General features: G+C 62.6%; 21 protein-coding genes and 1 pseudogene. 9 read left to right on the top strand and 13 right to left on the bottom strand.

The window, feature by feature from the left end; translation table 11 throughout:
- The first annotated feature begins 48 nt into the window (after nt 1-48).
- Complete coding sequence (locus tag ABUA28_RS01910) at nt 49-1326, top strand: DUF4032 domain-containing protein (RefSeq protein WP_349902234.1); 1278 nt, start codon at nt 49-51, stop codon at nt 1324-1326.
- A gap of 102 nt (nt 1327-1428) precedes the next feature.
- Here the strand turns inward: ABUA28_RS01910 and ABUA28_RS01915 are convergent, their stop codons facing one another.
- Nucleotides 1429-1887 carry an Lrp/AsnC family transcriptional regulator gene (locus ABUA28_RS01915; protein WP_349902236.1) on the bottom strand — a complete coding sequence of 153 codons (459 nt, stop codon included), beginning with the start codon at nt 1885-1887 and terminating at the stop codon, nt 1429-1431.
- Nucleotides 1888-2028: 141 nt separating this feature from the next.
- On the opposite strand from ABUA28_RS01915, the gene ABUA28_RS01920 reads away from it, so the two are divergent.
- The 3 genes from ABUA28_RS01920 to ABUA28_RS01930 all read left to right on the top strand — a co-directional run bounded on the left by ABUA28_RS01920 (nt 2029) and on the right by ABUA28_RS01930 (nt 4957).
- Nucleotides 2029-3210, top strand: a complete 1182-nt coding sequence (locus ABUA28_RS01920; RefSeq protein ID WP_349902238.1) for a trans-sulfuration enzyme family protein — start codon at nt 2029-2031, stop codon at nt 3208-3210.
- A 140-nt stretch (nt 3211-3350) separates the two neighbouring features.
- Nucleotides 3351-3800 (top strand): GntR family transcriptional regulator, encoded by a 450-nt coding sequence (locus ABUA28_RS01925; RefSeq protein ID WP_349902240.1) that lies wholly within the window; start codon nt 3351-3353, stop codon nt 3798-3800.
- A complete protein-coding gene (locus ABUA28_RS01930; RefSeq protein WP_349902242.1) occupies nt 3797-4957 on the top strand; it encodes a DUF1648 domain-containing protein in 1161 nt (386 codons plus the stop codon). The genes ABUA28_RS01925 and ABUA28_RS01930 overlap by 4 nt, the downstream gene beginning before the upstream one ends.
- 80 nt (nt 4958-5037) lie before the next feature.
- Here ABUA28_RS01930 and ABUA28_RS01935 read toward each other — a convergent pair whose 3' ends face one another.
- Entirely contained in the window at nt 5038-6324 is a 1287-nt protein-coding gene (locus ABUA28_RS01935; RefSeq protein ID WP_349902244.1) for a pyruvate dehydrogenase complex dihydrolipoamide acetyltransferase, read from the bottom strand.
- A complete protein-coding gene (locus ABUA28_RS01940; RefSeq protein ID WP_349902246.1) occupies nt 6324-8513 on the bottom strand; it encodes an alpha-ketoacid dehydrogenase subunit alpha/beta in 2190 nt (729 codons plus the stop codon). Before ABUA28_RS01940 ends, ABUA28_RS01935 begins: the two co-directional genes overlap by 1 nt.
- Before the next feature lie 137 nt (nt 8514-8650).
- Here ABUA28_RS01940 and ABUA28_RS01945 point away from each other — a divergent pair, with 137 nt between their 5' ends.
- Genes ABUA28_RS01945 through ABUA28_RS01955 form a run of 3 tightly spaced genes read left to right on the top strand, consistent with a single transcriptional unit; the run spans nt 8651 to nt 11282 of the window.
- A complete protein-coding gene (locus ABUA28_RS01945; protein WP_349902248.1) occupies nt 8651-9178 on the top strand; it encodes a VOC family protein in 528 nt (175 codons plus the stop codon).
- 28 nt (nt 9179-9206) lie between these two features.
- Nucleotides 9207-9887: a GntR family transcriptional regulator gene (locus tag ABUA28_RS01950; protein ID WP_349902250.1), complete on the top strand. Its 681-nt coding sequence runs from the start codon at nt 9207-9209 to the stop codon at nt 9885-9887.
- Nucleotides 9888-9905: 18 nt separating this feature from the next.
- Complete coding sequence (locus ABUA28_RS01955) at nt 9906-11282, top strand: NADP-dependent succinic semialdehyde dehydrogenase (RefSeq protein ID WP_349902252.1); 1377 nt, start codon at nt 9906-9908, stop codon at nt 11280-11282.
- Nucleotides 11283-11356: 74 nt separating this feature from the next.
- On the opposite strand, the gene ABUA28_RS01960 is transcribed toward ABUA28_RS01955, so the two are convergent.
- Nucleotides 11357-12028: a helix-turn-helix domain-containing protein gene (locus ABUA28_RS01960; protein WP_349902253.1), complete on the bottom strand. Its 672-nt coding sequence runs from the start codon at nt 12026-12028 to the stop codon at nt 11357-11359.
- Nucleotides 12029-12290: 262 nt separating this feature from the next.
- Between ABUA28_RS01960 and ABUA28_RS01965 the strand changes: the two genes are divergently transcribed.
- Together ABUA28_RS01965 and ABUA28_RS01970 are read left to right on the top strand one after the other, a co-directional pair.
- A complete protein-coding gene (locus ABUA28_RS01965; RefSeq protein ID WP_349902255.1) occupies nt 12291-12812 on the top strand; it encodes a VOC family protein in 522 nt (173 codons plus the stop codon).
- Between the two features lie 44 nt (nt 12813-12856).
- Entirely contained in the window at nt 12857-13930 is a 1074-nt protein-coding gene (locus tag ABUA28_RS01970) for an SDR family oxidoreductase (RefSeq protein ID WP_349902256.1), read from the top strand.
- Between the two features lie 81 nt (nt 13931-14011).
- Here ABUA28_RS01970 and ABUA28_RS01975 read toward each other — a convergent pair whose 3' ends face one another.
- The 9 genes and pseudogenes from ABUA28_RS01975 to ABUA28_RS02010 all read right to left on the bottom strand — a co-directional run bounded on the left by ABUA28_RS01975 (nt 14012) and on the right by ABUA28_RS02010 (nt 24338).
- On the bottom strand, nt 14012-14992 hold the full coding sequence (locus ABUA28_RS01975) for a zinc-dependent alcohol dehydrogenase (RefSeq protein ID WP_349902257.1): 981 nt from the start codon (nt 14990-14992) through the stop codon (nt 14012-14014).
- A 44-nt stretch (nt 14993-15036) separates the two neighbouring features.
- A complete protein-coding gene (locus tag ABUA28_RS01980) occupies nt 15037-16098 on the bottom strand; it encodes a 2,3-butanediol dehydrogenase (RefSeq protein WP_349902258.1) in 1062 nt (353 codons plus the stop codon).
- Between the two features lie 33 nt (nt 16099-16131).
- On the bottom strand, nt 16132-17199 hold the full coding sequence (locus ABUA28_RS01985; RefSeq protein ID WP_349902687.1) for a zinc-dependent alcohol dehydrogenase: 1068 nt from the start codon (nt 17197-17199) through the stop codon (nt 16132-16134).
- Between the two features lie 22 nt (nt 17200-17221).
- On the bottom strand, nt 17222-18601 hold the full coding sequence (locus tag ABUA28_RS01990) for a M24 family metallopeptidase (RefSeq protein WP_349902259.1): 1380 nt from the start codon (nt 18599-18601) through the stop codon (nt 17222-17224).
- A 52-nt stretch (nt 18602-18653) separates the two neighbouring features.
- Nucleotides 18654-19433, bottom strand: a complete 780-nt coding sequence (locus tag ABUA28_RS01995) for an SDR family oxidoreductase (protein WP_349902260.1) — start codon at nt 19431-19433, stop codon at nt 18654-18656.
- 74 nt (nt 19434-19507) lie between these two features.
- On the bottom strand, nt 19508-21520 hold the full coding sequence (locus tag ABUA28_RS02000; protein ID WP_407075410.1) for an ABC transporter permease subunit: 2013 nt from the start codon (nt 21518-21520) through the stop codon (nt 19508-19510).
- Nucleotides 21506-21919, bottom strand: a pseudogene (locus tag ABUA28_RS14080) (ATP-binding cassette domain-containing protein); the annotation flags it as partial. The pseudogene ABUA28_RS14080 and the gene ABUA28_RS02000, both read right to left, overlap by 15 nt.
- 205 nt (nt 21920-22124) lie before the next feature.
- Nucleotides 22125-23282: a substrate-binding domain-containing protein gene (locus ABUA28_RS02005; RefSeq protein WP_349902262.1), complete on the bottom strand. Its 1158-nt coding sequence runs from the start codon at nt 23280-23282 to the stop codon at nt 22125-22127.
- Nucleotides 23283-23315: 33 nt separating this feature from the next.
- Complete coding sequence (locus ABUA28_RS02010) at nt 23316-24338, bottom strand: ABC transporter permease (RefSeq protein ID WP_349902263.1); 1023 nt, start codon at nt 24336-24338, stop codon at nt 23316-23318.
- Between the last annotated feature and the right edge of the window lie 214 nt (nt 24339-24552).

The raw sequence follows: 24552 nt of genomic DNA on the forward strand, positions 1-24552 counted from the left end.
GCACCAGCAGCATCCGGCTCGACCGGCTGAGACACTAGGCAGGTTCACATGTCAGGTTCACTGAGCATCACCTCGGCGACGGTCGACCCCGCGCTGCTCGACCTTCCCTGGAATCTTCCGCTCGACGCCTGGCCCGACAGCGTCATCGCCGCCCTGCCCAAGGGCATCTCGCGCCACCTCGTGCGCTTCGTGCACCTGAGCGGCTACATCATCGCCATCAAAGAGACCTCTGACCAGATGGCGCACGGCGAGTACGACATGCTGCGCTCCCTGCAGAGGCTCGACGTTCCCTGCGTCGAGCCCGTCGCCGTGATCAGCAACCGCAGCGACGACGAGGGGAAACCGCTCAACTCCGTGCTCGTCACGCGGCACCTCAAGTTCTCGCTCCCCTACCGCGCGCTGTACTCGCAGACGTTGCGGCCCGATACTGCAACTCGGCTCGTCGACGCCCTCGCCGCCCTGCTCGTGCGGCTGCACATCATCGGCTTCTTCTGGGGTGACGTCTCTCTCTCGAACACGCTGTTCCGCCGGGACGCGGGCGCCTTTGCCGCGTACCTCGTGGACGCGGAGACCGGCAAGCTCTACAACGGCCTCTCAAACGGACAGCGCGAGAACGACCTCGAGATCGCGCGGGTCAACATCGCGGGAGAGCTGCTCGATCTCGCGGCCGGTGGTCGCCTCGACGAGGAGACCGATCCGATCGCCGTGAGCGAGGGGATCGTGGCGGCCTACCGCACGCTGTGGACGGAGCTCACCGGATCGGAGTCCTTCGACTCCTCGGAGCGCTGGCGGATCAACGCGCGCGTGAATCGGCTCAACGAGCTCGGCTTCGATATCGACGAGCTGGCGATCAAGACGGACGATGCCGGCACGACCGTGCGCATCCAGCCCAAGGTCGTGGATGCCGGCCACCACCAGCGCAGGCTGCTTCGCCTGACCGGACTCGACGCGCAGGAGAACCAGGCGAGGCGCCTGCTGAACGATCTCGACTCGTACACGGCAACCTTCGATCAGGACGATGTCGACGAGGAAGTCGCGGCGCACGAATGGCTGGCCCGAGTGTTCGAGCCGGTCATCCGGGCGATCCCGCGGGACCTTCGCGGCAAGCTCGAGCCGGCCGAGGTGTTCCACCAGCTTCTCGAGCACCGCTGGTATCTCTCGCAGAACGAAGACAGGGATGTTCCGCTCGCCGAGGCCGTTACCTCCTACATCGACACCGTGCTGCGCAATCGGCGCGACGAGGCCGCGGTGATGGGTCCGCCCACCGAGGCGATCACCCTGCCGATCGCGGTCGTCGACGAAGCGGACTGGCGCGACAGGGTCTGATTCGGCCCCATCCCAAATGAAGGCATTTCGAGCCAATGCCCTCCGCCTTCGCTGCAGCGTCGTGCCCGCCACCGCGAAATGCCTTCATTCGGGATGGGGAGTTCAGGCGAGCAGTTTCTCCAGCCCGCGGCCCGCGACGTGGTCGAAGATGAGGTTCGTCTCGGTGTGAGCGACCGCCGGATGTCCGGCCAGGTTCTCGAGAACGAAGTTGCGTAGTTCAGACGAATCGCGCGCCGCCACGTGCAGCAGGAAGTCGTCGACGCCCGCCATGTGGAACAGCGCGAGCACGCCCGACCAGGTCGGCGCCTCCTGGCGAAAGCGGTCGACCTCCTCGCGGTTGATCGAGACGAGACGGATGGAGATGAGCGCCTGCACGGTCATCCCGAGCGCCGCGATGTCCACCTCGGCATGGTAACCGCGGAGGTAGCCCGCGGCATGGAGTCGCTTGAGGCGCAGCGAGACCGTGGACTCTGCGACGCCCGATGCCGCCGCGAGCGCCGTGCCGGACATCCGCGCGTTTGCCGAGAGCGCCCTCAGCAGTGCGCGATCGACGTTATCCATGGCTGTCTCTCCTCTCGCGCTCCCTGCGATCGGAGCGCTCTCCGGGGAAGTGCATTCGCAGCATCTAGTGCCGCTGGACCCGCTATCGCAGCACCTTCAGCCTATATTGCGGCCATGTGAAGATTCTGTTTGCCTCGATGCATGATCTTGCAGAATTCCCGCATCGAGACCCGCGCCGTTCACGGTGGAATGGGCGGGCTCACCGAGAGCGGCTCCCACGTTCCGACGATCGACCTCTCCACCACGAACCCGCTGCCCCGGGTCGAGCTCGGCGGCGATTCCTACGAGCAGCTCGCGACCGGTGGCCCACTGCTGCCCGGCCAGTCCGCCGTGTACCAGCGCCTCTGGCAGCCGGGCGTCGCGCGCTTCGAGGAGAGTCTCGCCGGCCTGGAGGGTGCGGCATCCGCCGTCGCCTTCGCCACCGGGATGGCCGCGCTGTCTGCCGTGCTGCTCGCGAGTGTGACCGCGGGGCGACCGCACGTCGTCGCGCTGCGACCGCTCTACGGCGGCACGGATCACGTGCTCGAGAGCGGCCTGGTCGGCACGAGCGTGACCTGGGCGGATGTCGCTGGCATCGCCACCGCGATCCGTGCGGATACGGGGCTCGTCGTCATGGAGTCCCCCGCGAACCCCACCCTGGAACTCGTGGACATCGCCGCTGTCGTCGCGGCGGCCGGGGACATCCCGGTGCTCGTCGACAACACCTTCGCGACCCCGATCCTGCAGCGCCCGATCGAGCACGGCGCGACGATCGTGCTGCACAGCGCCACGAAGTACATCGGCGGGCACGGCGACGTGATGGGCGGAGTGATCGCCACGACCGAGGAGTGGGCGACGCGCGTCCGGCACATTCGCGCGCTCACCGGCGGCCTGCTGCATCCGATGGCCGCCTATCTGCTGCACCGCGGGCTACGCACGCTGCCGCTGCGCGTGCGCGCCCAGCAGGCCACGGCGGGCGAGCTCGTCACTCGCGTGCTCGGTCACCCAGCGCTGAAGCGGGTCATGTATCCCGCGCTGCCGGGCTGCGATCCGGATGACCTGCTCGGCACCCAGCTCGAGGGACCCGGGTCCATGCTCGCGTTCGAGCTCGCCGGAGGCTACGACGCCGCGGTGCGATTCATCGAGGCGCTCGAGCTCGTGACCAACGCGGTCTCGCTCGGCGGAGTGGACTCGCTCGCGCAGCATCCGGCGTCCCTCACCCACAAGCCGGTCGCGCCCGCGGCTCGTCCCGGTGGCGGCATAGTGCGGCTCTCGATCGGCCTGGAACACGTCGACGACCTGGCCGCGGACATCCTCGGCGCCCTCGACACTGCCAGCACCTGACCCGCATCGTTCCGCGAGATGCCAGTTGTGGTTGCTATTTCGCGCGAATGACCCCCACAACTGGCATCTCGCGTGCCGGCGGCGGCGGAAGTCTGCATCTGTGCTATGACTAGTAATACAGATTCGCGGATGGGGGCGGCATGGAGATCTTGTTGGATCCGCTTTCCGACACCCCGCTCTACCAGCAGCTGCGGGATCGGATGGTCGAGGCGATCGCCGCGGGGCGCCTGCAGCCGGGCGACCAGCTCGAGTCCGTACGACGACTCGCGGGGGCCTACGGCATCAACGTCGCCACCGTGGGCAAGGGCTACGAACTCCTGCGCCAGGAGGGGCTGATCCTCACCAACCACAAGTCGGGGTCGATCGTCGCGCGCGGGCCTCTCACCGGGCCGGGCACGGCATCCTTCACCGAGTCCTGGACGCCTCGGCTCACCACGCTTCTCGCGGAGGCCGTTGCACAGGGGCTCTCTCGTGCCGACATCTCCTCGAGCGTCAACGCCGTTCTCGACGCCCTCGCCGAGGAATATCTCACGCATCCATCCAGCGGCGCGACGACCACTCCACACGACGAAACGGACACCGCCCCATGACCTGGTTCTCCCTGCTCTTCTCCGCGCTGACCACCACACTCGTCGCGGCAGTATTGTACGCGATGCCGCGAATCACGCCCGCAACGCTCCCGCTCGGAGTCAGCGTGCCCGCGAGCCGCGTAGACGAGCCGGTCATCCGTCTTGCGGTGCGGCGCTTTCGCGCCGCGGTTCTCGTGGCCTTCGTCGTGTGCATTGCCGCCGCCGTCGCGTCCAGCCTGCTGTCTCCCGCGGCGGGCGTGATCGTGCCCGTGCTGCTCTTCGTCGTTCTGGGCTTCGCGTCCTACGCCGTGGCGCGGTCGGGAATCGCGCGGGCCAAACGCGAAGAGAAGTGGTATGAGGGCGTGTCCGTGCGGCTGGCTGCGGATGTCACGGCCGGCTCCCCGAATGCCGCGACGCCGTTCGGCTGGTATGTTGCCGCGCTCATCCTGCTCGCCATCGCCGCGAGCATCGGCGTTGCCGTCTATCCCGGCCTGCCCGATCCGCTCCCGATCCACTGGGGCGGAGACGGCGTTGCCAACGGCTTTGCGGACAAGTCCGTGTGGTCAGCCTTCGGCCCCGTGATGATGGGTGTCGGAATCGTGGTGTTCCTGTTCGCCATCTCATTCCTCACTCGCGTGTCGCCGGCCCGCCGCGTCGCCTCCGACAGCCCGGAGGTCGCTGCCCACCGAACGCGGGTGCAGCAGCGGCTTGCCGGTGGCCTGCTCGGTCAGCTCGCCCTGGTCCTCGCGTTCGAGATGAGCGTGCTCGCCGTCATCTCGTGGTCGTTCCCGATGGTGTCCTGGCTCATGATCGCCAACATCGTCACGCTCATCGCGTTCATGGCACTCGTCATCGTCGTGTACGTCGTGCGGTACCAGCGCGCGATGTCCGTGTCGGTTGCGGCCCCCATCCCGACAGCAAGGCCGGGCTCCCCCGATTCGGTCGCGCATTCCAAGCCGGCCGCCCGACCGGATGCCCCGGACGACGACCACTTCTGGAAGGGCGGCGTCTTCTACGTCAACCGTCACGACCCCGCGCTCATGGTCCCCAAGCGGTTCGGTATCGGCTGGACGATCAACCTCGGCCACCCCGCCGGGATCGTGATCGGAGTGGTGCTGCTCGTGGTGATCGCCGGTGGCATCACCCTGGCCGTCGTTTCGCCGGGCTCTCGGCACTGAAGCTCACCACCATCACGAGGCACCAGTTTCGGTCGCTATCGGTGTGCCCAAGCGGCCAATACTGATACCTCGCGAGCCTGTCAGACCAGGATCGCCACCGGATTCTCGATGAGACCGACGAAGGCCGCAAGCCACTGGGCCGCAAGGGCACCGTCGAGCACGCGGTGATCGGCCGAGAGTGTCACGGTCATCACGGTGCCCACGACGATCTCATCGTCGACGACGACGGGCGCCTTTCGCGCCGCACCGACCGCGAGGATGCCCGCGTGCGGCGGGTTGATGATCGCGGAGAACTCCTGCGTTCCATACATTCCGAGGTTCGAGACCGAGAAGGAGCCTCCCTCGATCTCGTCCTGCTTGAGCTTGCCGGCGCGACCGCGCTCTGCGAGCTCCTTGATGCTCGCGCTCACGCTGCTCAGCGACATCCGCTCCACTCCCCGTACCACGGGAGTGATGAGTCCGCCGTCGATCGCCACGGCAACCGCGATGTCGACGCGCTCGAAGCGACGGGTCGCATCCTCGGTCCAGATCGCGTTGGCCTCCGGCACCGCGCGGAACGCGGCGGCAGCGGCCTTGACCACGAAGTCGTTGACCGAGATCTTGGACGGCGCGGTCTCGTTGATCCGCTGGCGGAACTCCAGCAGGGCATCGACGCGGCAGTCCGCCACGAGGTAGAAGTGCGGAACCGTCGACTTGCTCTCGACCAGCCGCCTGGCAATGGCACGGCGCATCCCGGTGTGGGGCACGTCGGTGTAGGAGCCGTCCGCAGCAGCTGCGGGCGCGGCAGCGGGTGCCGTAGGAGCAGCGGGTGCCGGTGCAGACAGCGACTCGATATCTCGCCTGACGATGCGCCCGCCGGGGCCGCTGCCCGTGACGGTGGAGAGGTCCAGTCCGCGCTCCGCCGCAAGCCTGCGCACGAGCGGACTCATGAACAGGCGTCCGCCGTGCTGGGCGGCCGCGGGTGCGACCGGCGCAGCGGGTGTGGCCGGAGCGGCGGCAGCTGCTTCTGGAGCCGGAACCTGGGCGACTGGCGTAGGCGCAGCGGCAGGGGCGGGCTCGGGCGCTGCCGCCGGAGCGGCCGCACCGATCTCCGGACCGGCCGCGGCGAGCGCCTGCTCTGCGGACTCTCCCTCTGCAGCGAGAACGGCGATCGGGGTTCCCACCGAGACCTGGATGTCCGTCTCGACGAGCAGGCCGGCAATCGTACCCGCGGCCTCGGCCTCATACTCGACGGTGGCCTTCTCGGTCTCGACCTCGGCGATCGGCTGTCCGACCGTGACCGCGTCCCCGACGGAGACGAGCCAGGCCGACAGCGCACCCTCGGTTGCCCCGGTGAGGACTTCCGGCATCCGAACGACGAGTGCCATCAGTTGCCTCCCCAGCCGCGACGAACACGCTCGAGGCCTTCGACGACCTCATCCGTCTTCGCGATGGCAGCACGCTCGAGTACCTTCGAGATGGACGGCGAAGCCTCGCCACCGGTCACCCGCTCGACCGGCTGGTCGAGCCAGTCGAAGTAACGACGCTGGATCTCATCCGACAGCCAGGTGCCGTATGAGGTGCCGCGGGCACCCTGCTCGACGATGATGACGTTGTTCGTCTTCTTGATCGACTCGCCGATGGTGTCCCAGTCGATGGATGCGCGGTCGAGCCAGCGCAGGTCGATGAGCTCCGCGTCGATGCCGGTCTGCTCGATCGCCTCGAGGCTGTGACCGACCATCGACAGGTAGCTGATCACGGTGACCTCGGAGCCCGCGCGCCGGACGGCCGCACGGCCCGGCGGGAGGATGTAGTCCAGGTCCCCCTCAGGCACGCGATCGGCGGTGCCGTAGAGGTCGACGTGCTCGATGACGAGCACGGGATCCTGCAGCGCGAGTGCGGCGTTCATGAGGCCGACGTAGTCCGCGGCGCATGAGGGGGCGACGATGCGCCAGCCGGGCGAGGTCGCGAAGATCCCGGCGGGATCCATGAGGTGCTGCGAGCCGTAGCCAGAGCCCATCGCGACCTTGGTGCGCAGCACGAGCGGCACGGCGTTGTCGCCTCCGAACATGTGGCGAGCCTTGCCGACCTGGTTGAACACCTGGTCCGCGGCCACCCACATGAAGTCCGGGTACATGAACTCGACCACGGGGCGGAAGCGGCCGTCGAGGGCGAGGCCGCCGGCGAGACCCGTGAAGGCGTTCTCGCTGATCGGAGTGCCGAGCACCCGGTCCGGGCCGTACTTCTTGGCGAGTCCCTTGGTGGCGCCGTTGGTGCCACCGCTGAGGCGGTGCACGTCCTCGCCGAGCACGACGATGCGCCCATCTTCGTCCATGCGGCGATCCATGACGCCGGCCACGGCATCCACGAACTTGATGTCGCGCCAGGCGCCCGTGTGCTCCAGCGGATCTGCGACGGTGAGTGCCTCGAGCTCGCTCGCGTCTCCGCGCACGCCGACGTTGGCGAATCCGGGGTCCGGCCACAGGCTCGGGCGGATGCGACGCTTGCCCGCGGCGTCCGGGTCGGCCTCGAGCAGTTCACCCACGGCCGCGGTCATGGCGGCCTGCGCCTGCTCGCGCGCGGAGGCGACGCCCGCCTCGTCGATGAGACCGAGCTTGATCATCTCCCTGGCCACGCGGTCCAGTGGATCGCGGGCGCGCCACGCGGTCTCCTCTGCCTTGTCGCGGTAGCCGAAGGCACTGCCCGGGTATGGCCCGTTCTGGTGGAAGTAGCGGTAGACCTGGGCCTCGACGACGGCGGGGCCGTCGCCTGCGCGCATCCGCTCCTCCGCCTTCTGGGTCGCGAGGTAGACGGCGAGCGGGTCCATGCCATCGACACGCCAGGACGGGATGCCGAAGCCCTGGCCGCGCACGGAGAACCGAGTGTCCGCCGTGATCTCGTCAGACCGGGTGGAGACGGCGTACATGTTGTTCTCGATGAAGAACATGACCGGCAGCTTCCACGTCGCGGCGAGGTTCATGGATTCGAGGACGGAGCCGATCTGGCTCGCCCCGTCCCCGAAGTAGTTGATCGTGACGTTTGTCGTGCCGGAGTGCTTCTGTGCCCAGGCATTGCCCGTGGCCATCGGAGCGCCGCCGCCGACGATCGCGTTCGTTCCGAGGGCGCCGGCCTCGAACCACTGCAGGTGCATCGAGCCGCCGCGGCCGCGGCAGTAGCCCTGTGCGAGACCGAGGATCTCGGCGAGCGTGCGCTGAAGCACCGCCTGGATCTCCGGGGTGACGAGCTTCGCGGGATCGACGGCGCCGCCGGACACGTGAGTGATGGCCTTGGCGAGGAACTGGTGGTGGCCGCGGTGGGAGCCGTTGACGGCATCCTGGGAGCTGAGGCCGATGATCGACCCGACCGCTCCGCCCTCCTGGCCGATGCTGGAGTGTGCCGGTCCGTGCACGAGGCTCTCGCCCGCCAGCTCGAGCACCGTCTCTTCGAACGCTCGAATCAGATGCAGCTCACCGAGCATCGAGGCGAGCAGGAGAGGATCCGCCGCCTTCCAGTCTGCGGCGGTGGTCGACAACTCGACCCAGTCCACTCCTGTGGTCAGTTTTGTCACTTTGGGCATCGTTGCTCTCCTTAAGCTACGGCCAGAGTAACCACGGATTGAATACAATTTCAACCCTTTGATGCGTATTCACTGGCAATCCTCGCGCCAGATGGCTAATAATGAATACAATTACGGTTACACAAGGAGGTGGCACCATGCAGGGAATCCCCGGCCTCAGAGGCGTCGATCATCTGGGCGTGACGGTCCCCGACCTAGACGAGGCCGAGCGGTTCTTCGTCGACGTTCTCGGCGCAATCCCCGTCTACACGCTCGGCGCCAAGCAGTCAGACGACGACTGGATGCTCAGCCACCTGGGCGTGCACCCGCGAACGGTGATCAGCGAGATCCGCTTCTATCGCCTCGGCAACGGCATGAACTTCGAGTTGTTCAAGTACGACGCTGCCGACGGGCAGGCGGACGAGCCGAAGAACAGCGACATCGGCGGTCACCACGTCGCGCTCTATGTCGATGACATGGATGCCGCGATCGAGCACCTGCGCGGCCACAACGTAGAGATCATGGGCGAGCCCACCGCGAGCGCGCAGGCGGCGAAGGGGCAGCGCTGGCTGTACTTCCGCAGCCCCTGGGGAATGCAGTTCGAGCTCGTGAGCTACCCGCAAGGCAAGGCCTACGAGAAGGATGCCGCGGTCAAGCTGTGGCATCCGGCACGGCCCGCGGAGTGAGAGAGTTGTGCCGCGAGAAGGAGTACGTATGACGCACCCCGCGGTATCGGTCGTGGCCACCCACGGAAACTCGAGCGCGCGCATCGCAACGCTGCTGCGCACCGCGATCCTGGGCGGAGAGTATCCGCCCGGCACGCGCATCCGGCAGGACGACGTCGCGCAGCGCTATGGCGCGAGTCGCGTCCCCGTGCGCGAGGCGTTCCGCACCCTAGAGGCGGATGGCCTGGTCACTCTGGTCGCCAACACCGGCGCCTGGGTGTCGAGCCTCAGCCTCGCAGAGTGCGACGAGGTCTACCAGACCAGGGAGCGGGTGGAACCCCTGCTGCTGCGCTACGCCCTCCCCGGGATCGACGAGGCGCACATGGACCATCTCGACGAGCTCGCGCACCGCATGGAGCACACCGACGAGGTCGAGGAGTTCCTGCGGCTCGACCGCGAGTTCCACCTCGGATCGTACGAATCCGCACAGACGACGGTGCTCGGCGACCTGGTGCGGCGCCTGTGGAACACGACACAGCACTACCGGCGAGCATTCACGCTGCTACTCGACGAGCACGCCGCCCGCATGGTACACGACGAGCACCACATGCTCGCCGTCGCGATCCGGGAGCGCGACACCGAGGGCGCGGAGCACATCCTCGCTGGACACATCAGACGAACCAGGTTGGGCCTCGCCCGGCATCCCGAAGTTTTCGACACCACGCCGTGAAAGACGAAAGGTAACACCATGGCCATCGCGACCATCAACCCCACAACGGGCGAAACCGAGCGGACCTTCGAGCCGCACGACGCGCAGGAGATCGAGCGGCGCATTGCGCTCGCGGACGCCGCCACGAAAGCCATGCGGACGACGACGTTCGCCGAGCGCGCGGTCTGGATGAACGCCGCAGCCGACCTGCTCGAGTCCGAGGCGGACGAGATCGCCCGCATCATGACGATCGAGATGGGCAAGCCGCTCGCGCAGGCGAAGGCCGAGGCGCTCAAGTGCGTCAAGGGCATGCGCTTCTACGCGAAGCACGCCGAGGAGTTCCTCGCCGAGCACGCGCTCGTCGATCCCGCGAGCGTTGGCGCGTCACGCGCCTGGACCCGCTACGAGCCGCTCGGCGTCGTGCTCGCGGTGATGCCGTGGAACTATCCGCTCTGGCAGGTCATCCGCTTCGCAGCCCCGGCCCTCATGGCAGGCAACTCCGGTGTTCTCAAGCACGCCTCCAACGTGCCCCAGTCCGCCCTCTACCTCGACACGCTGTTCGAGCGCGGTGGTTTTCCCGCCGGCTCATTCGCGACCCTCCTGATCGGCTCGAAGGAGGTCGAGGCTGTGCTGCACGACCCGCGCGTCAAGGCCGTGACCCTCACCGGCTCGGAGCCCGCCGGACGGGCGGTCGCGTCGACCGCCGCGGGCCAGATCAAGAAGGCCGTGCTCGAACTCGGCGGATCGGACCCGTTCATCGTGATGCCGAGCGCTGACCTCGACAAGGCCGTCGAGACCGCGGTGACCGCTCGCGTGCAGAACAACGGCCAGTCCTGCATCGCGGGCAAGCGCTTCATCGTGCACTCCGATGTCTACGACCGTTTCGCGGCGATGTTCGCTGAAAAGCTCTCCGGGCTCGTCGTCGGTGACCCGATGGATGCCGCCACCCAGGTCGGTCCGCTGGCCACGGAGGCGGGACGCGATGAGCTGGCAGAGCTCGTGGACGACGCCGTCGCCCGCGGCGCGACCGTGCTCACCGGCGGACACGCGCCCGATCGCGCGGGCTGGTTCTACGAGCCGACCGTCATCGCCGACCTGCACGGCGACATGCGACTCGTGCTCGAGGAGGCATTCGGGCCGGTGGCGTCGCTCTACCGCGTCGAGAGCCGGGAGGAGGCCGTCGAGATCGCCAACCAGACCACCTTCGGCCTCAGCTCTGCTGTATGGACGACGGATGCCGGCGACGAGGACTACTTCGTAGGCGCCCTCGACGCGGGGGCCGTCTTCCTCAACGGCATGACGATCTCCTACCCCGAACTGCCGTTCGGGGGCATCAAGCACTCCGGCTACGGTCGCGAACTGGCCGCGGACGGCATCCGAGAGTTCTGCAACCTCAAGACGGTCTGGAAGGGCTGACCGAAGCCGCAGTCCGACGGACGCCCACGTGCACAACGACGCGCCGCACTCACCACCTTGGCGACGAGAAATACCTAGTGGGGAAACCCGGGTGTTGTCGTATTACAGCCATGCACGAACCACAGTCCCTGGAACTCAGCAGAGCCGACGTTCCTCAATACATGGGAGATGCTCGAGTCGAAACCCAGAGACTCTCCCTGGTTCAGGATAAATACCTCGGCCCCTATTGTGAGTTCCAGAGTGCCTTGCAACACGTACCCATACTCGAAACCGTTGTGACTCACCAGACCTCCGCCTGCCGTCGAGGTTGCTCCCGGTTCGTAGGTAATCTTCATGAAGTTGACAGCTCGTTCGGGAGTCGCCGCAAGTCGCTCCCAGTCGACACCGTCGGCCATGACGAGGTGAGGTCGGTGGGACGGGTGAACGACGGACACGCGGTTCGCATATTCGGAAGGGTGCCAGGCGTTTGTCGGGTTCTTGTCGCCATCGGGGCCCCATCCCTCGACAATCGGAGTCTGGTCAATTTCGCGACTTCCTTGGTCAAAAAATTCGTCAATCGACACGTTGAGTGTCTGAGCGAACATGTAGAGCGTCGCAACCGACGGCTGCGACTTGCCGTTCTCAATCTGCGAGATGAAGGATGGCGAAAGTTCGGCCTGCCTGGCCAACTCGCGCAGGCTCAAGCCCGCCCTTAACCGGGCACCCTTCAAATGGGATCCCAAGTTATCCATCTGCACTTCAGTCACTCGTATCACAGCCTGTTCGAAGAGGGATTTCTCCAAATAACATGAGCTATCTCGTTGTAGCCCCACTGCACACTCTTAGCAATATAAAAGGGATTTCACCAATCACACCCATCGCCCCGCGCCGCTTTGCGGCTCGAATCACTCTAGTTTTCCCGTACACGGCTACATACTATGTTAATCAGCAGAGAACACATTATAGTTTAACGGAGAACACAATCGCTTCTCTGTTGCGTGAAGAAGAACATACGAAGGAGTATGAACCGTGGCGATCCAAGGCGTCCATCACACGGGTATCACTGTGAAAGATCTCGATCAATCGATCTATTTTTACCACGACATCCTCGGGTTTCCATTCGATCGAGAACCCAGTCCTTGGTTCGCCGGCCCCGATCTCGCCGCCGGCGTTGGGGTGCCAGGTGCCTCACTTCGTCAGGTTTGCCTGCGAGTGGGTGAGGACATCCTCGAGCTGCTCGAATATGGCAATCCGCCTGAGCTCAACGACACCCCACCGGTGCAAAATCAGCTAGGCGCCATGCATGTCGGGTTCCGTGTCGACGACGTCGCCGCCACCAAAAGCGAACTCGAGGGGAAAGGCGTCAAATTCCTTTCCGACATCAACATCGTCGACGAAGGCGTGCTGGCAGGCTGGCGTTGGGTGTACTTGAAGGACCCTGATGGAATCACACTGGAATTCGTGGAGGAAGCGTACAGTGAGGCCGATAAACGCCCTGCCGCCATTGCTGTCTATCTCGCCTCGCGACCGCCACAGGTTCCGCTCGCCTAGTGGCGCATCCGTTCCACCATCTATCATCTCGAAGGAGTAACACTATGCCAGCTCGCGGACGTCGCGCGCTCGTTGTCGGTTCCACAGGAATCGTTGGGCAGTCACTATCCGGCATGCTGGCGAGGGAGGGCTGGACAACGTTCGGACTGTCTCGCAGTGGATCAGTGCGACCGGAAGGGGTTACCTCAATCCAGGCTGACCTTCTCGATCCGCCCGAGCTCGCCAAAGCCCTCACCGACGTGAGGCCGGACTTCGTTGCTATAACCGCGTGGATGCGAATGGAAACCGAGGCGGAAAACATTCGGGTTAACAGCGCCACCGTGCGCAACCTCCTCGCGGCGCTGGAGCCAGCGCACTCGATCTCGCACGTCGCGCTCATGACGGGTCTGAAGCATTACCTCGGCCCGTTCGAGGCCTATGGCAAGGCGGTGATGGCGGAAACCCCGTTCCATGAATCTGAGCCACGACTTGACTACCCAAACTTTTACTACGCCCAGGAGGACGAAATGTTCGCCTCCGCGGCAAGAAACGGCTTCAGCTGGAGCTCACACCGCTCGCACACAATAGTCGGGTTTGCTGTGGGAAATGCGATGAACATGGCGCTTACTCTGGCGGTGTATGCCACCATCTGCAAGGAACTCGGGAAGCCGTTCATTTTCCCGGGATCAGAGATGCAATGGAACGGCCTGACTGACGTCACGGATGCGGATCTGATGTCTGAGCAGATGATCTGGGCTGCCACGGACGCGAACGCGCGAAACGAATCGTTCAACACTGCAAACGGTGATGTATTTCGCTGGCGCTGGCTTTGGCCTCAACTAGCCGAATTCTTCGGCGTGGAATGGGAAGGCTTCGTCGACCAACCGCGGACGCTGGAGGTTCAGATGGAAGGCATGGAGTCGGTCTGGACCAGTATTGCCGAGAAGTACTCCCTGGTCGAAAAGGACGTCGCGCGCCTCGCCTCTTGGTGGCACAGCGACGCGGATCTCGGTCGCACGATAGAGGTACTCACGGACATGACGAAGAGTCGCGAAGCTGGCTTCCTGGGCTTCCGATCAACCCCTGCCAGCTTTTTTGAAAAATTCGAACGCTATCGGGCAGCCAGGATTCTCCCGTAGCGCCTTTACGCTCGCAAAGGTGTTGCGAAGACGAAGCCTCCGTCACTTTCTGAGGGCGGAGGCTTCGTCGTCCGTGGACGACTACTGGCGAAGCGTCGCTGTCAACTCGATGTGGGCTTTAATGGTCGACCGACCATTGTGCGCAGCATCCAGTGCCTCAAGCGCATGGTCGACATCGAAGTGCTGGGTCACAAGCGGGGTCATATCGATGCCGCTGTTTGCAAGAAATCGTAGAGTGTCGGGCCACACGCCCGGAGAGCCAATAGAGCCGGTGATTTTAAGCTCCTTGGACTGGATAAGGCCAAGCTTTGCCGACGCATCGTCACCTACGTTGATTCCTACGTAGGCGACTCTGCCCTTGAAAGCCACGAGCTCCAGTGCGCGTGCCATCACCGATGGTCTCCCCGAAACCTCCACCACGACGTCCGCTCCGCGCCCGTGAGTGATGCGTTGGAGCAACTCGTCAATTTCATCCGGATGCACCGCGTACTTGGCGCCAAGTTGCCGAGAAATTTCGCGGCGAGATTCACTTGGTTCGACGACCACGGTAGCCGCGCCCATCGCAGCTGCGGCAGCCGTCACCGCCAGACCCACAGGTCCGGCACCAAGCACAACGAGAGTATCGCTTGCGTTGACGTTTCCGACGCGCGCGAGTGCGTAATATGCAACGCTAAATGGCTCGACCAGCGCGCCCATGGTGTACGACAAGTTGTCGGGGAGCTTGTGCAACCATGTCGGCTTAGCGACGAAGAAGTCCGCTGCTGCTCCACTGATCGAAAAACCGAAGTGGTCATCACCGATTACACACTCGCCCACGACGCGGTCACCTGGGACCAGGTTTACGACGCGTGATCCCACCCGAACCACCTCGCCCGCCCACTCGTGCCCAGGAATGATCGGGTAGCTGAACGGAATTATGTAGCGCCCCTCGAGGAGATCGATATCTGAGTGGCACACTCCGACCGAGCGTGCGGCAATAAGTACCTCGTCCTCGGCAATCTCGGGTACGTCCAACTCGACAATCTCAGGTTGCCCCTGGCGGGTGAACTGCAGCGCTTTCATCGTTCCTCTTTCTTCAGTCGTCTTTCAAGCAGTGGCATTTGGGATCAGCCGCGTGCGTTCACAAGTACTTTGACCTGGTCACCGGTCGAGGAAAGGAGCGTTTCAAAACCCTTCTCGACAATGTCGTCCATGGCAATCTGCGCACTTACAACTTTCTCAACCGGGTACCGCCCGGTGGCGATGAGGCCGACGATACGAGAGAAGTCCGTCACGGGGTAGCACCACGTTCCAGCCAGAGTGATGTCGTGCTCGGACAGTGCCATCGGCTCGATCGAAGCTGGCCTGGTGTGAAGTCCGGTCTGCACCACACGACCAGCGGACCGCACAGAAGCGAGTGCAGTCTGGAGTGCGCGCTCGTTGCCCGAGCATTCAATCGCCGCATCCACCCCGATACCCTCGTTCAGATCCTTCAGAAATGCGGCCACGTCGGTGTTCGACGGGTCGAGCACCTCGGCCACGCCAAGACTTCGGATCAAGGCCAGGCGGGCCGGGTTTACCTCGGAGACAAAGACACGTGCGCCCAGTGACGCGGCGTAGAGCGTTGCAAGGGCCCCGATCGGGCCAGCACCGGTGATGAGGACATTGTCCCCTGGCCGGACATGTCCGGTGTCCACGCCGTACGCCGCAACTGCAGCCGGTTCGACCAAGGCTCCTTGCAAGTCGCTTACTTCGTCAGGCAGTACGGTGAGCATGCTGTCTGGCAGGACGGCGAGTTCCGCGATGCCACCCCACGCATAACTGAGTCCGACGCAGGCCATCTTGACACACAGGTGGTTGAGGCCCCTCCGACAGTAGTAACACTCGTTGTCAAAGAGAAGCGGCATTGCGGTGATTCGGTCACCGGCTTTTACCCGCGTCACCTCGGCACCGATCTCGACCACTTCGGCCGAGAATTCATGGCCAAGGATTTGTGGGTTCATGGCGCCGTTAAGAGGGTGGGGCGTCGCAGGCGTCACGATGGGTCCCATCGCATATTCGTGCAGGTCGGTGCCGCAAATGCCGCACCAATACGGCCTCACCAGCACCTCTCGTGGCCCAAGCCTCGTGGGCGCGGGCACATCTTCTACCCTGACATCGTGTGCTGCGTGAAAAACCGCCGCCTTCATATCTGTATGTCCAATCTCAGTCAGTGCTGCTAGTTATAAAGCGGTCGCCGATAGCGACGGGTCGAACAAAACTTTGCCCTCAACTTTGCCCTCAGCCAAGCGTTCTAGTTGCTCCGCGACATCCTCGAGCGGATGGACGGAGTCAAGCATCTCCGTGCCGAGCCCAGTATTTGCCAAGAGCTCGAGGGCCGGAGCGAGGTCCTCGGCAAAGACGTGCGCGTTAGTCGTTCGGATCGAGACCTCGCGGATGACGAGAGACTGCATGTCTACCTCGGGCGGATGCGCGGCAAGTCCTACCTGCAGGATTGCCCCTCCCGCCCGCACCATTCTGATTGCATTTGCCAGTTGCCCCGGCGCGCCGCTGGCTTCAATGACGATGTCGGCGCCGCGCGCTCCCACGGCCCCAAGGACATCCTCGACGACGTTCTCTCCCGTGGGAACAACTCGATTAGCACCGACTCGCAGGGCACGGTCGAGCCGCGACCCGGCAAAATCCACAACGGTCACTTCAACGCGAGCCAACGAAAGCACAGCCGCCAGCACGAAGGTGCCAATCGACCCCGCGCCTATGAGAACGACGCGATCCCCATCCGAGGCGCGGGCGCGACGGGCGGCGTGAAATGCGACCGCAAGAGGTTGGGCAAGCCCAGCGACACTAAGATCGAGCCCCTCCGGAACGACCGCGAGTATCTTCTCGGGTACTGAAACGAATTCCGCCATTCCGCCATCGACATTAAGACCGAGAGTCTTATAGTTCCAACAGAGGTTCGTGCGACCCTCACGACAGCGAGGGCACTCGCCGCATGAAACCCCTGCCCCCGAAGCGACATTGTCACCTACCGCAAAAGCGCTGTCGTCTCCGGCCTCAACCACTGTGCCGATAAACTCGTGGCCGAAGATGAGGGGACCCGAGTGACCTGTCACCGGGTGCGGTGCATCACGCGACGCGAAGAGGTGAGGCCCGGATCGCCACTCTGTGGCATCCGTTCCACAGATTCCCGTGCGTAGCACACGCAGAAGAACTTCCCCCTCTCCGCGCTCAGGGACCGGGCGTGACTCGATGCGCACATCGTGGTCACCGTAATACACCGCTGCCCTCATGAGTTGTGCCTCTCCGAAGTAGTCAATTCTCGCCACGACCCGCAGCCGTATTCAGATGAGACTGCGAGCTTCGGATGTCCGGCAAAGGTCCGTTCACTGTGTACATGCGGCGTCCGGCGACCATCAGGTCCTCGGCAGGGAACTTCGTGACAACTTCACATCCATCAGCGGTTACGACAAGTTCTTCTTCAATGCGCGCTGCACCGATGCCGTCCGCAGACGGCCAGTAGGTCTCGAGTGCGAAGAACATCCCCTCCTCGATCACTTCTGGGTGGTCGATCGACACGAGGCGGGAAAAGATTGGCTTCTCCCAAATAGAGAGTCCCACTCCATGACCGTATTGCAGTGCGAAAGCCGCTTCTTCGTCCGGGAACCCAAATTCCTCGGCCTTTGGCCAGACACTCGCGATGTCGCCCGTCGTGACTCCGGGTTTGACCAGGGCAATCGCTCGATCCATGTACTCCCGCGCACGCTTATAAGCGTCATTCTGCGCGGGGCTGGCCGACCCTACCGCAAACGTGCGGTAATAGCAGGTGCGGTAACCGTTGAAGCTGTGCAGGATGTCGAAGAACGCGGGATCACCCGGTCTGATGATGCGGTCGGAATAGACATGAGGATGAGGCGAACAGCGCTCCCCCGAAATCGCATTGACACCTTCGACATATTCTGACCCAAGATCGTAGAGAGTTTTCGCGACTAGTCCAACGGTCTCGTTTTCGCGCACGCCGGGCCGCAGGAACTCGTAAAGCTTGTCGTACGCGGCGTCGACCATCGAGGCCGCCTGCGTTAGCAAGGAGATCTCATCCGGGGTCTTGATCTTTCGAGCTTCGAGGAACACCTGCTGCCCGTCGACAACATTGACTCCGGCTGCCTGAAGAGCGAACAGGATCGGAAGTTCGATGACGTCGACTCCGAGAGGCTCGTTCGCGACACCAAACTTCTCAAGCTCCCGCTTGATCTTTCGAGCAACCTCATCGGCGATACCTGCATCCGGAGTGAAAGCTCCACGCAGCGTCGAAATACCCGCCCGCGAACCTGATTCGAGGCGAGGCCGGATGGCACCGTGATGCGGTGCGTGTGGGTCTGCGTCCATCTCCGCGGTCGTCGTAGACAGCCACGGCGCATACAGCGAATGGTGCTTCGCGGCTGACCCAAAGTCCCACAGGATCGGGTCTGCATTCCGCGTCAACAAGGCAAACCGGATCAGCTTGTCCATTGCCCAGGTTCCGATATGCGTCGATGTCATGTAGCGAATATTCGAAAAATCAAATGCCAGAATTGCTCCGCAGTCGGACGCCTTCAGCTCAGCCTGGAGTCGCTCCAAGCGCTCTGTGCGGAGCCGATCCATAGGGATCCGCTCTTCCCAATCCACTGCATTAGTACCCCAGGTTGCTGTACTCATGTTGATCTCGTCCTTTCGATGGTGATGCGTAGCGGTTCCCGACGACCGATTGTCAGACCAGGATCATGCCGCCCTCAATGGGAATGACCTGCCCCGTGATGTAATCGGAATCGCTCGATGCTAGATAGATCGCAGTCGGCACGATGTCCGCGGGCTGCGCCGCTCGCCCGAGCAAGATGTCCGCGGCCATCGAATCGAACCCGGCATCAGCGGCGCCCATGGCCGCGAGGTCGGCGTCGAGCCTTGTCCACAATGGCGTCGCCACGACACCAGGTGCAAACGCATTCACAGTGATCCCGTGGGGCGCCAAATCCCTCGCGCCCGCTTGTGTGAGCGAGATGACTGCCGCCTTGGCAGCGCTATATGGCGCGAATTTAGGAAACCCCGTACGGCCAGCAATCGACGCCGTATTGACAATCTTTCCGGTCGAACCCTGCGCGAGAAACTGCTTCGCAGCTTCCTGAATTCCTATCAATACGCCAAGTGCGTTGATCTTGACGATGAACATGAAATTGTCTTCGGTGATCTCAAGAAATGGCATCGGTTTATTCATACCGGCGTTATTGAAGTACGCGTCAATGCGTCCAAAGCGTTTCACCGTGGCCGTGATACCCGCCACGACTGTCGAACGCTCGGCGACATCGACGTGAGTTGCAATCGAGGCTCCTCCATCGGCGACAATTTCGTCAGCTACTCGCTCTGCAGCCGCGAAGTCCAGGTCAGCCACCGCAATGTTTGCGCCCTCACGCGCCATCCCTTTCGCTATTCCAGCTCCGATTCCCGAGCCTGCGCCAGTGACAACGACAGTGCGCCCCCTCATCCGATCGTTCATACTCCCGCTTCTTTCCTTATAGTTGCGCTACTGCGCGCATTCGTTCACGGCTCATCGAGGTGCTTGTCTTACCATCACGCAGTTGTGCGAGAGCGCCGTGCGCGAATGAACGAATAAGCGACCGCGGCAACCAAAATCAACAAGCCCTGGAATATGTACTGCCAGAGTGTAGAAAGTCCGAGGAATGTCGTTGCGTTGAGCAACTGAGTGATCAAAAGGGCACCGAGGACGGTGCCAATGAAAGTTCCGCGCCCACCAAGCAGGCTCGTCCCCCCTAGTACCACAGCCGTGATGCTCGACAATGTATAGCCGACGCCTTGTGAGGGGTCGCCAACACCGATTTGCCCCATCAAAACGAACGCGCCAAGCACGGTGAAGAACGAGGTTAATGCGTAGCCGAGGACCACAGTGCGATTGATCCTCACACCGATCCTCCGGGCAGACTCTTCGTCCGAACCCGCCGCGCGAAGTCGCCAACCCCACCGCCTGCGCTTGAGTAAAAGCTCCGAGAGAACCGCGATCACAACCAGCGCAATAAATGCGACCGGGATGGGGCCCAGCGTTGTTTGAGTGATGGCCACGAAATCGGCGTTAATATAGCCATCCGGACCGTCGCGCAAAACGAAACTCAGGCCCTGGAGCGCTATATACATGGCAAGGGTTGCCGCAATGGGCGTGAATTTCGCGAACCGGATGAGCGACCCATTCACAAGGCCAACGGCTACCCCCACCACGACCATCAGCAGTAACCCAACAAGGATGACGACTATGGGTTTCTCGTCGTTGACGAAGAAAGAGGCAACCACCACAAGAAAACCGGAGAGCGGCCCGACGGAGAGGTCGATGCCACCGAGCAGCAGACTCACCGTCTGGCCAAGCGCGATGAAGCCAAGCGCGGTCACCGCCAACAGGACAGTGCTGATGTTGAAAACCGACAAATAGCGGTCGTTCTGTCCGAAAATGTATGCGCCCAGCAGGATCACCACGGCGATCAGAAGCACCGACGGGGCATAATCGCCCTGAACGAAGCGGCAAACACTCCCCCCGCTCTGCCTCATGTTTGTGGTGGCGATGTCGTCGCCACCTTTTGCCGTCGCTGTGGCGCGCACAGCTGCCGCAATCATTCTTTCTTCGGTGACATCATCACCGGTCAATTTCTCAATGATCGTGCCGCGCGACATAACGACTACCTCGTCGCAGAGACCCTCGAGCTCTTTCGCATCGGACGAGTTAACAATGACGGGGATCCCGGCAGCCGAAACCTCTCGCAGGATGCGGTAGATCTCTGCACGAGCGCCCACGTCAACACCTTGGGTCGGTTCATCGGCGATGAGGATAGCGGGCTCGGAGAGCAACGCACGTGCCATGACAACTTTCTGCTGGTTGCCACCAGAAAGCGACGATACCTCGGCCTCAAGGGAGGGCGCCCGCACATCGAGGTTTTTGAGCGACTCAGTTACGCGTCCGAACTCTTTCTTACGGCTCAGCAGCCACCATCCGCGGAATTTTTTCAGAGCCGCAATCGCTGCGTTCTCTCGCACCGTGAGGTTCATCATGAGGCCTTCGCTGTGACGATCGGCTGGCATGAAGGCAGCTTCGCGTAGCAGTTGGTGGGGCCGTCGGTCGACGCCGTTTAGCTTCACGCCTCCAGAGAAGGGAGCAAGCCCAGCCAGGGCGCGCAAGAGTTCGCTTTGGCCATTCCCAGCGACGCCCGAAATGCCGATGATCTGACCCGCGCTAGCCGTGAGCGAGACACCGTGGCAGCCATCTCCAGTCAGATCAACTACCTCGAGTACATTCGCATTGGACGGGTCGACAACGTGCTTTGGCGGAAACGTCGAGTTGAGCTCACGGCCAACGATGAGTGCCAGAAGCTCGTTATCGGTGACGTTCGAGACGGCCGATTCCCCGCGTAGGCGCCCATCGCGCAGAACCGTGACCCGCTCAGCCAGCTCTCGTACCTCGGCCAGGCGGTGGGTGATGTACACCACGGCCACCCCTTCCGCGACAGCCCTCCGCACTCGCGCAAATAATAGGTCTACGGATGCTTGGCCGAGAGGCGCGGTCGGTTCGTCGAGAATGAGCACCCGAGGCCGAGTCGCAAATGCTTTGGCTATTTCCAGCAGGTGTTTCTGGGCGACGGTGAGCGTCTCGACGCGATCACGAAGATGCACGCGGAGACCGACCTCATTTAGCATCCTTTCTGCGATCGCTTCGGTCGCGTCTTCGGCAAAGACAGATGCGGGGAGTGAGACTTGTAGATTTTCGAGAATGGTCATGTCCGGGAGCAGTGCCGGGTGCTGGAAGACGATGGCTATTCCAAGCCGTGCCGCTACCGGTGGAGTCAGCGTGACCGCTTCGCCATCAAAGACGATAGATCCACCATCGGGTTGGGTAGTGCCTGAAGCAACATTCATCAGCGTGGACTTGCCCGCGCCATTCTCCCCAAGGATCGCGTGCACCTCACCTGGGCGTATCTGCAACGTCACATCTGAGAGTGCAGGAACTCCCGCGTAGAACTTTGAAATGTTACGAAGATTCATCACGCCCTGAGCGTCAGCGGATTCTGTCGCAGACAACCCCGGAATCGTAGTTATGTCGGTCACGTGTTTACCTCTGAGAAAGTTGGGAGAGCTTCAGGCGAGGCGCCGGACCGACCAGGATTCCTCCTGGCCGATCCGGTGCGTTCGATTACTTGTTGTTGATGGCAGCAGCCTGAGCCTGCTTGCTGAGCTCAGCGGACAGGTAGATATCACCCGGCAGGTTCGCGTCGCATTCCACGGGATTCGGCTTACCTGTCACAGAGTTCTCAAACTCCGGTGCCTTGAAGGTTGTGGAGTCCGGAACTTGACCTCCGGTCGCCTTGGCCACTGCCCACTGCACAGCGAGGCGAACGTTGTCGTTACCGGTCGCGACTGTGAACAGCTTGAAGTCAGGGTTCGCAGCTTCATTCTGCTTCCAGAAGCACCCGAGAGCATTGCCATCCGAGGTTGCGATGGCGGGGATCGAACGGCCACTCTTCTGGAATACCGGGAGAGCACCGACCAGCGACGGACCGAAGTCTGAAACGATCACGTCGATTTTGGGGTTCTTGGCAATCTCCGCGGTTAGCACTTGCTGGGTCAATGCAGGATCCCAGTTCGTGACATCGTATGGTGCCTCATTGATGAACTTGTAGCTGTCGTCGAGTACGGTCTTCATACCCTTCAGCTCATCGTTGCCCTGGCTGTTCCCCTTCGGACCGCTCAGGAAGAGCAGGTTGCCACCACTCGGCAAAATGCTCTTGATCCACTTGCCCCAATTGATACCGTCATTCTCGAACGAAGCACCGACGAACTGCGTGTAGTCGGTGCCAGCCTTGCCACCGACCTCAACGCGATAAGGCACCACCACTACGCCAGCCTTGTAGGCGCTGCGAAGTGCTGGCAGCATCGCTTGTCCCGCATCGGCGAACACGACCATCGCGTCAATACCCTTGGCAGTGAAGCCCTGGATATCCGAGATCGATTTCTGGGTATCTCCATTGCCGTTCGAGTACTCGTACTTGGTAATGCTCGCGCACTTCTTGACCTCGTCCTGGCCAGACGCAGTGGTAACCAGACGCCAGCTGTTACCTCCGAAACCATCCAGCAGAGCAAGGGTCGCCTTCTTAGTCCCACACCAAGCCGGCGCACCCTCGAGATGAGTGACGTTATCTGCTCCGTTTGCCGTCGATGCAGGGCCGCCGGAACTGCAACCTGCTAAGGCGAGCGCAGCGAGGGCCACGGTCGCGAATGTTGCTGTGAGAATGCTAGGACGTTTCATGGCTGCTTTTCCTCCTGGATTTTTCGCGGCAACTGTGCCGCACATTTCGACTTCTCTGTCGAGTTTTTTTACCAATGTTCAGGCGACGATTACCTCATCGGCTCTGCGCCGCCTGAGCCGTCGCCGTACAGATGACCAGTCGACGGAGTAGAGGCCCACGCCAACGGCGAGAGCTATTGCCTGCACAAGGATCTGGATCGAGGTGCCAACTCCCAGCGCAAGCACAAACTGTTGCAATTCCCGAAGGAACAAGGCCGCGATCACAGTGGAGATCGGGAAGCCGCGGCCGCCAAGAAGCGAGGTTCCGGCAAGTACCACGACTGCAACGGACGGCAGGAGCAAAGAGTCGCCTTGGAAAGCCGTTGGTTGATTAGTGATTCCGGCAAGCAAAATACCGCCGAGACAATACAGCCATTGGGCCCAGACGAAAGAAAGAGTCTGATGCACTCGCACCTTCAGACCAACCGCGCGAGCCGCGGCCGGGCTTGCCCCGATCGCTTCGAAACGACGACCGCCCACAGTTTTCTTGGTCAAAACAGAGACGACGATTAGTGCGCCGCCCGCGAAAAGAGCAGAGTGAGGAATACCCCACGTGCTGCCCCCGGCGATGTTCGCTAGCAAACGGGTTGTGCTTCGGGGCGTGCCACCAGAGACGGCAAAAACAAGTCCGTATAGAAGCGCGTTCGTTCCGATCGTCGCGATAATCGAGTTCAAGCGAAGCCGACTCACCAGGACCCCATTGAGTAGTCCAGCAGCAGTAGCGAACCCAATGGCCATGATCACGGCCGGAAGAAGTTTGGAACTGTCGCCGTCGGGTTGGTGGGTAACAACGACGACTGCCAGCGAAACGCCGCCAGCCACGGATAGATCGATTCCACCCTGTTGGATAACGAGTAATTGGCCCAACCCCACGATCGCGAGCACCGCTGCAAAGGGAATCATTCCGATTAGAGCGCTATGCGAGACACTCGACGGCGCGACTACAGCGCCGAGTATAAACAGCGCAATCGTCGCGGCGGCGATAGCGATGAATCCACGCGAAAAGCTCGGTCGAGTGCGCCTCATTTGAGTTGAGATAACATGCATCGCCGCATCCTTCATTATCGCTCCAGCCGGTGGGGACAACTCCGTCCACCAAGCGCTAAACCCGTTGGGCAATACTGTACACATTGATTATCAGTGTTCACAAGCTCATTCGTATATCAATCGGCTGCTCAGTTTGATCGGAAACCTGGCGTATGGCGTCATGCCCCAATTACTTTTAGATTGGGCACATCGCATGATCCGTCACGGTAGCGCGCTTACTTCGCTCCCG

It is taken from the genome of Parafrigoribacterium humi, assembly GCF_040227205.1.
In the GTDB taxonomy this organism is placed as follows: Bacteria; Actinomycetota; Actinomycetes; order Actinomycetales; family Microbacteriaceae; genus Parafrigoribacterium_A; species Parafrigoribacterium_A humi.

Coding starts and splice junctions, on each gene's coding strand:
- ABUA28_RS01910 (WP_349902234.1), top strand. CDS start 49: ATGTCAGGTTCACTGAGCATCACCTCGGCGACGGTCGACCCCGCGCTG.
- ABUA28_RS01915 (WP_349902236.1), bottom strand. CDS start 1,887: ATGGATAACGTCGATCGCGCACTGCTGAGGGCGCTCTCGGCAAACGCG.
- ABUA28_RS01920 (WP_349902238.1), top strand. CDS start 2,029: ATGATCTTGCAGAATTCCCGCATCGAGACCCGCGCCGTTCACGGTGGA.
- ABUA28_RS01925 (WP_349902240.1), top strand. CDS start 3,351: ATGGAGATCTTGTTGGATCCGCTTTCCGACACCCCGCTCTACCAGCAG.
- ABUA28_RS01930 (WP_349902242.1), top strand. CDS start 3,797: ATGACCTGGTTCTCCCTGCTCTTCTCCGCGCTGACCACCACACTCGTC.
- ABUA28_RS01935 (WP_349902244.1), bottom strand. CDS start 6,324: ATGGCACTCGTCGTTCGGATGCCGGAAGTCCTCACCGGGGCAACCGAG.
- ABUA28_RS01940 (WP_349902246.1), bottom strand. CDS start 8,513: ATGCCCAAAGTGACAAAACTGACCACAGGAGTGGACTGGGTCGAGTTG.
- ABUA28_RS01945 (WP_349902248.1), top strand. CDS start 8,651: ATGCAGGGAATCCCCGGCCTCAGAGGCGTCGATCATCTGGGCGTGACG.
- ABUA28_RS01950 (WP_349902250.1), top strand. CDS start 9,207: ATGACGCACCCCGCGGTATCGGTCGTGGCCACCCACGGAAACTCGAGC.
- ABUA28_RS01955 (WP_349902252.1), top strand. CDS start 9,906: ATGGCCATCGCGACCATCAACCCCACAACGGGCGAAACCGAGCGGACC.
- ABUA28_RS01970 (WP_349902256.1), top strand. CDS start 12,857: ATGCCAGCTCGCGGACGTCGCGCGCTCGTTGTCGGTTCCACAGGAATC.
- ABUA28_RS01975 (WP_349902257.1), bottom strand. CDS start 14,992: ATGAAAGCGCTGCAGTTCACCCGCCAGGGGCAACCTGAGATTGTCGAG.
- ABUA28_RS01980 (WP_349902258.1), bottom strand. CDS start 16,098: ATGAAGGCGGCGGTTTTTCACGCAGCACACGATGTCAGGGTAGAAGAT.
- ABUA28_RS01985 (WP_349902687.1), bottom strand. CDS start 17,199: ATGAGGGCAGCGGTGTATTACGGTGACCACGATGTGCGCATCGAGTCA.
- ABUA28_RS01990 (WP_349902259.1), bottom strand. CDS start 18,601: ATGAGTACAGCAACCTGGGGTACTAATGCAGTGGATTGGGAAGAGCGG.
- ABUA28_RS01995 (WP_349902260.1), bottom strand. CDS start 19,433: ATGAACGATCGGATGAGGGGGCGCACTGTCGTTGTCACTGGCGCAGGC.
- ABUA28_RS02005 (WP_349902262.1), bottom strand. CDS start 23,282: ATGTGCGGCACAGTTGCCGCGAAAAATCCAGGAGGAAAAGCAGCCATG.
- ABUA28_RS02010 (WP_349902263.1), bottom strand. CDS start 24,338: ATGAAGGATGCGGCGATGCATGTTATCTCAACTCAAATGAGGCGCACT.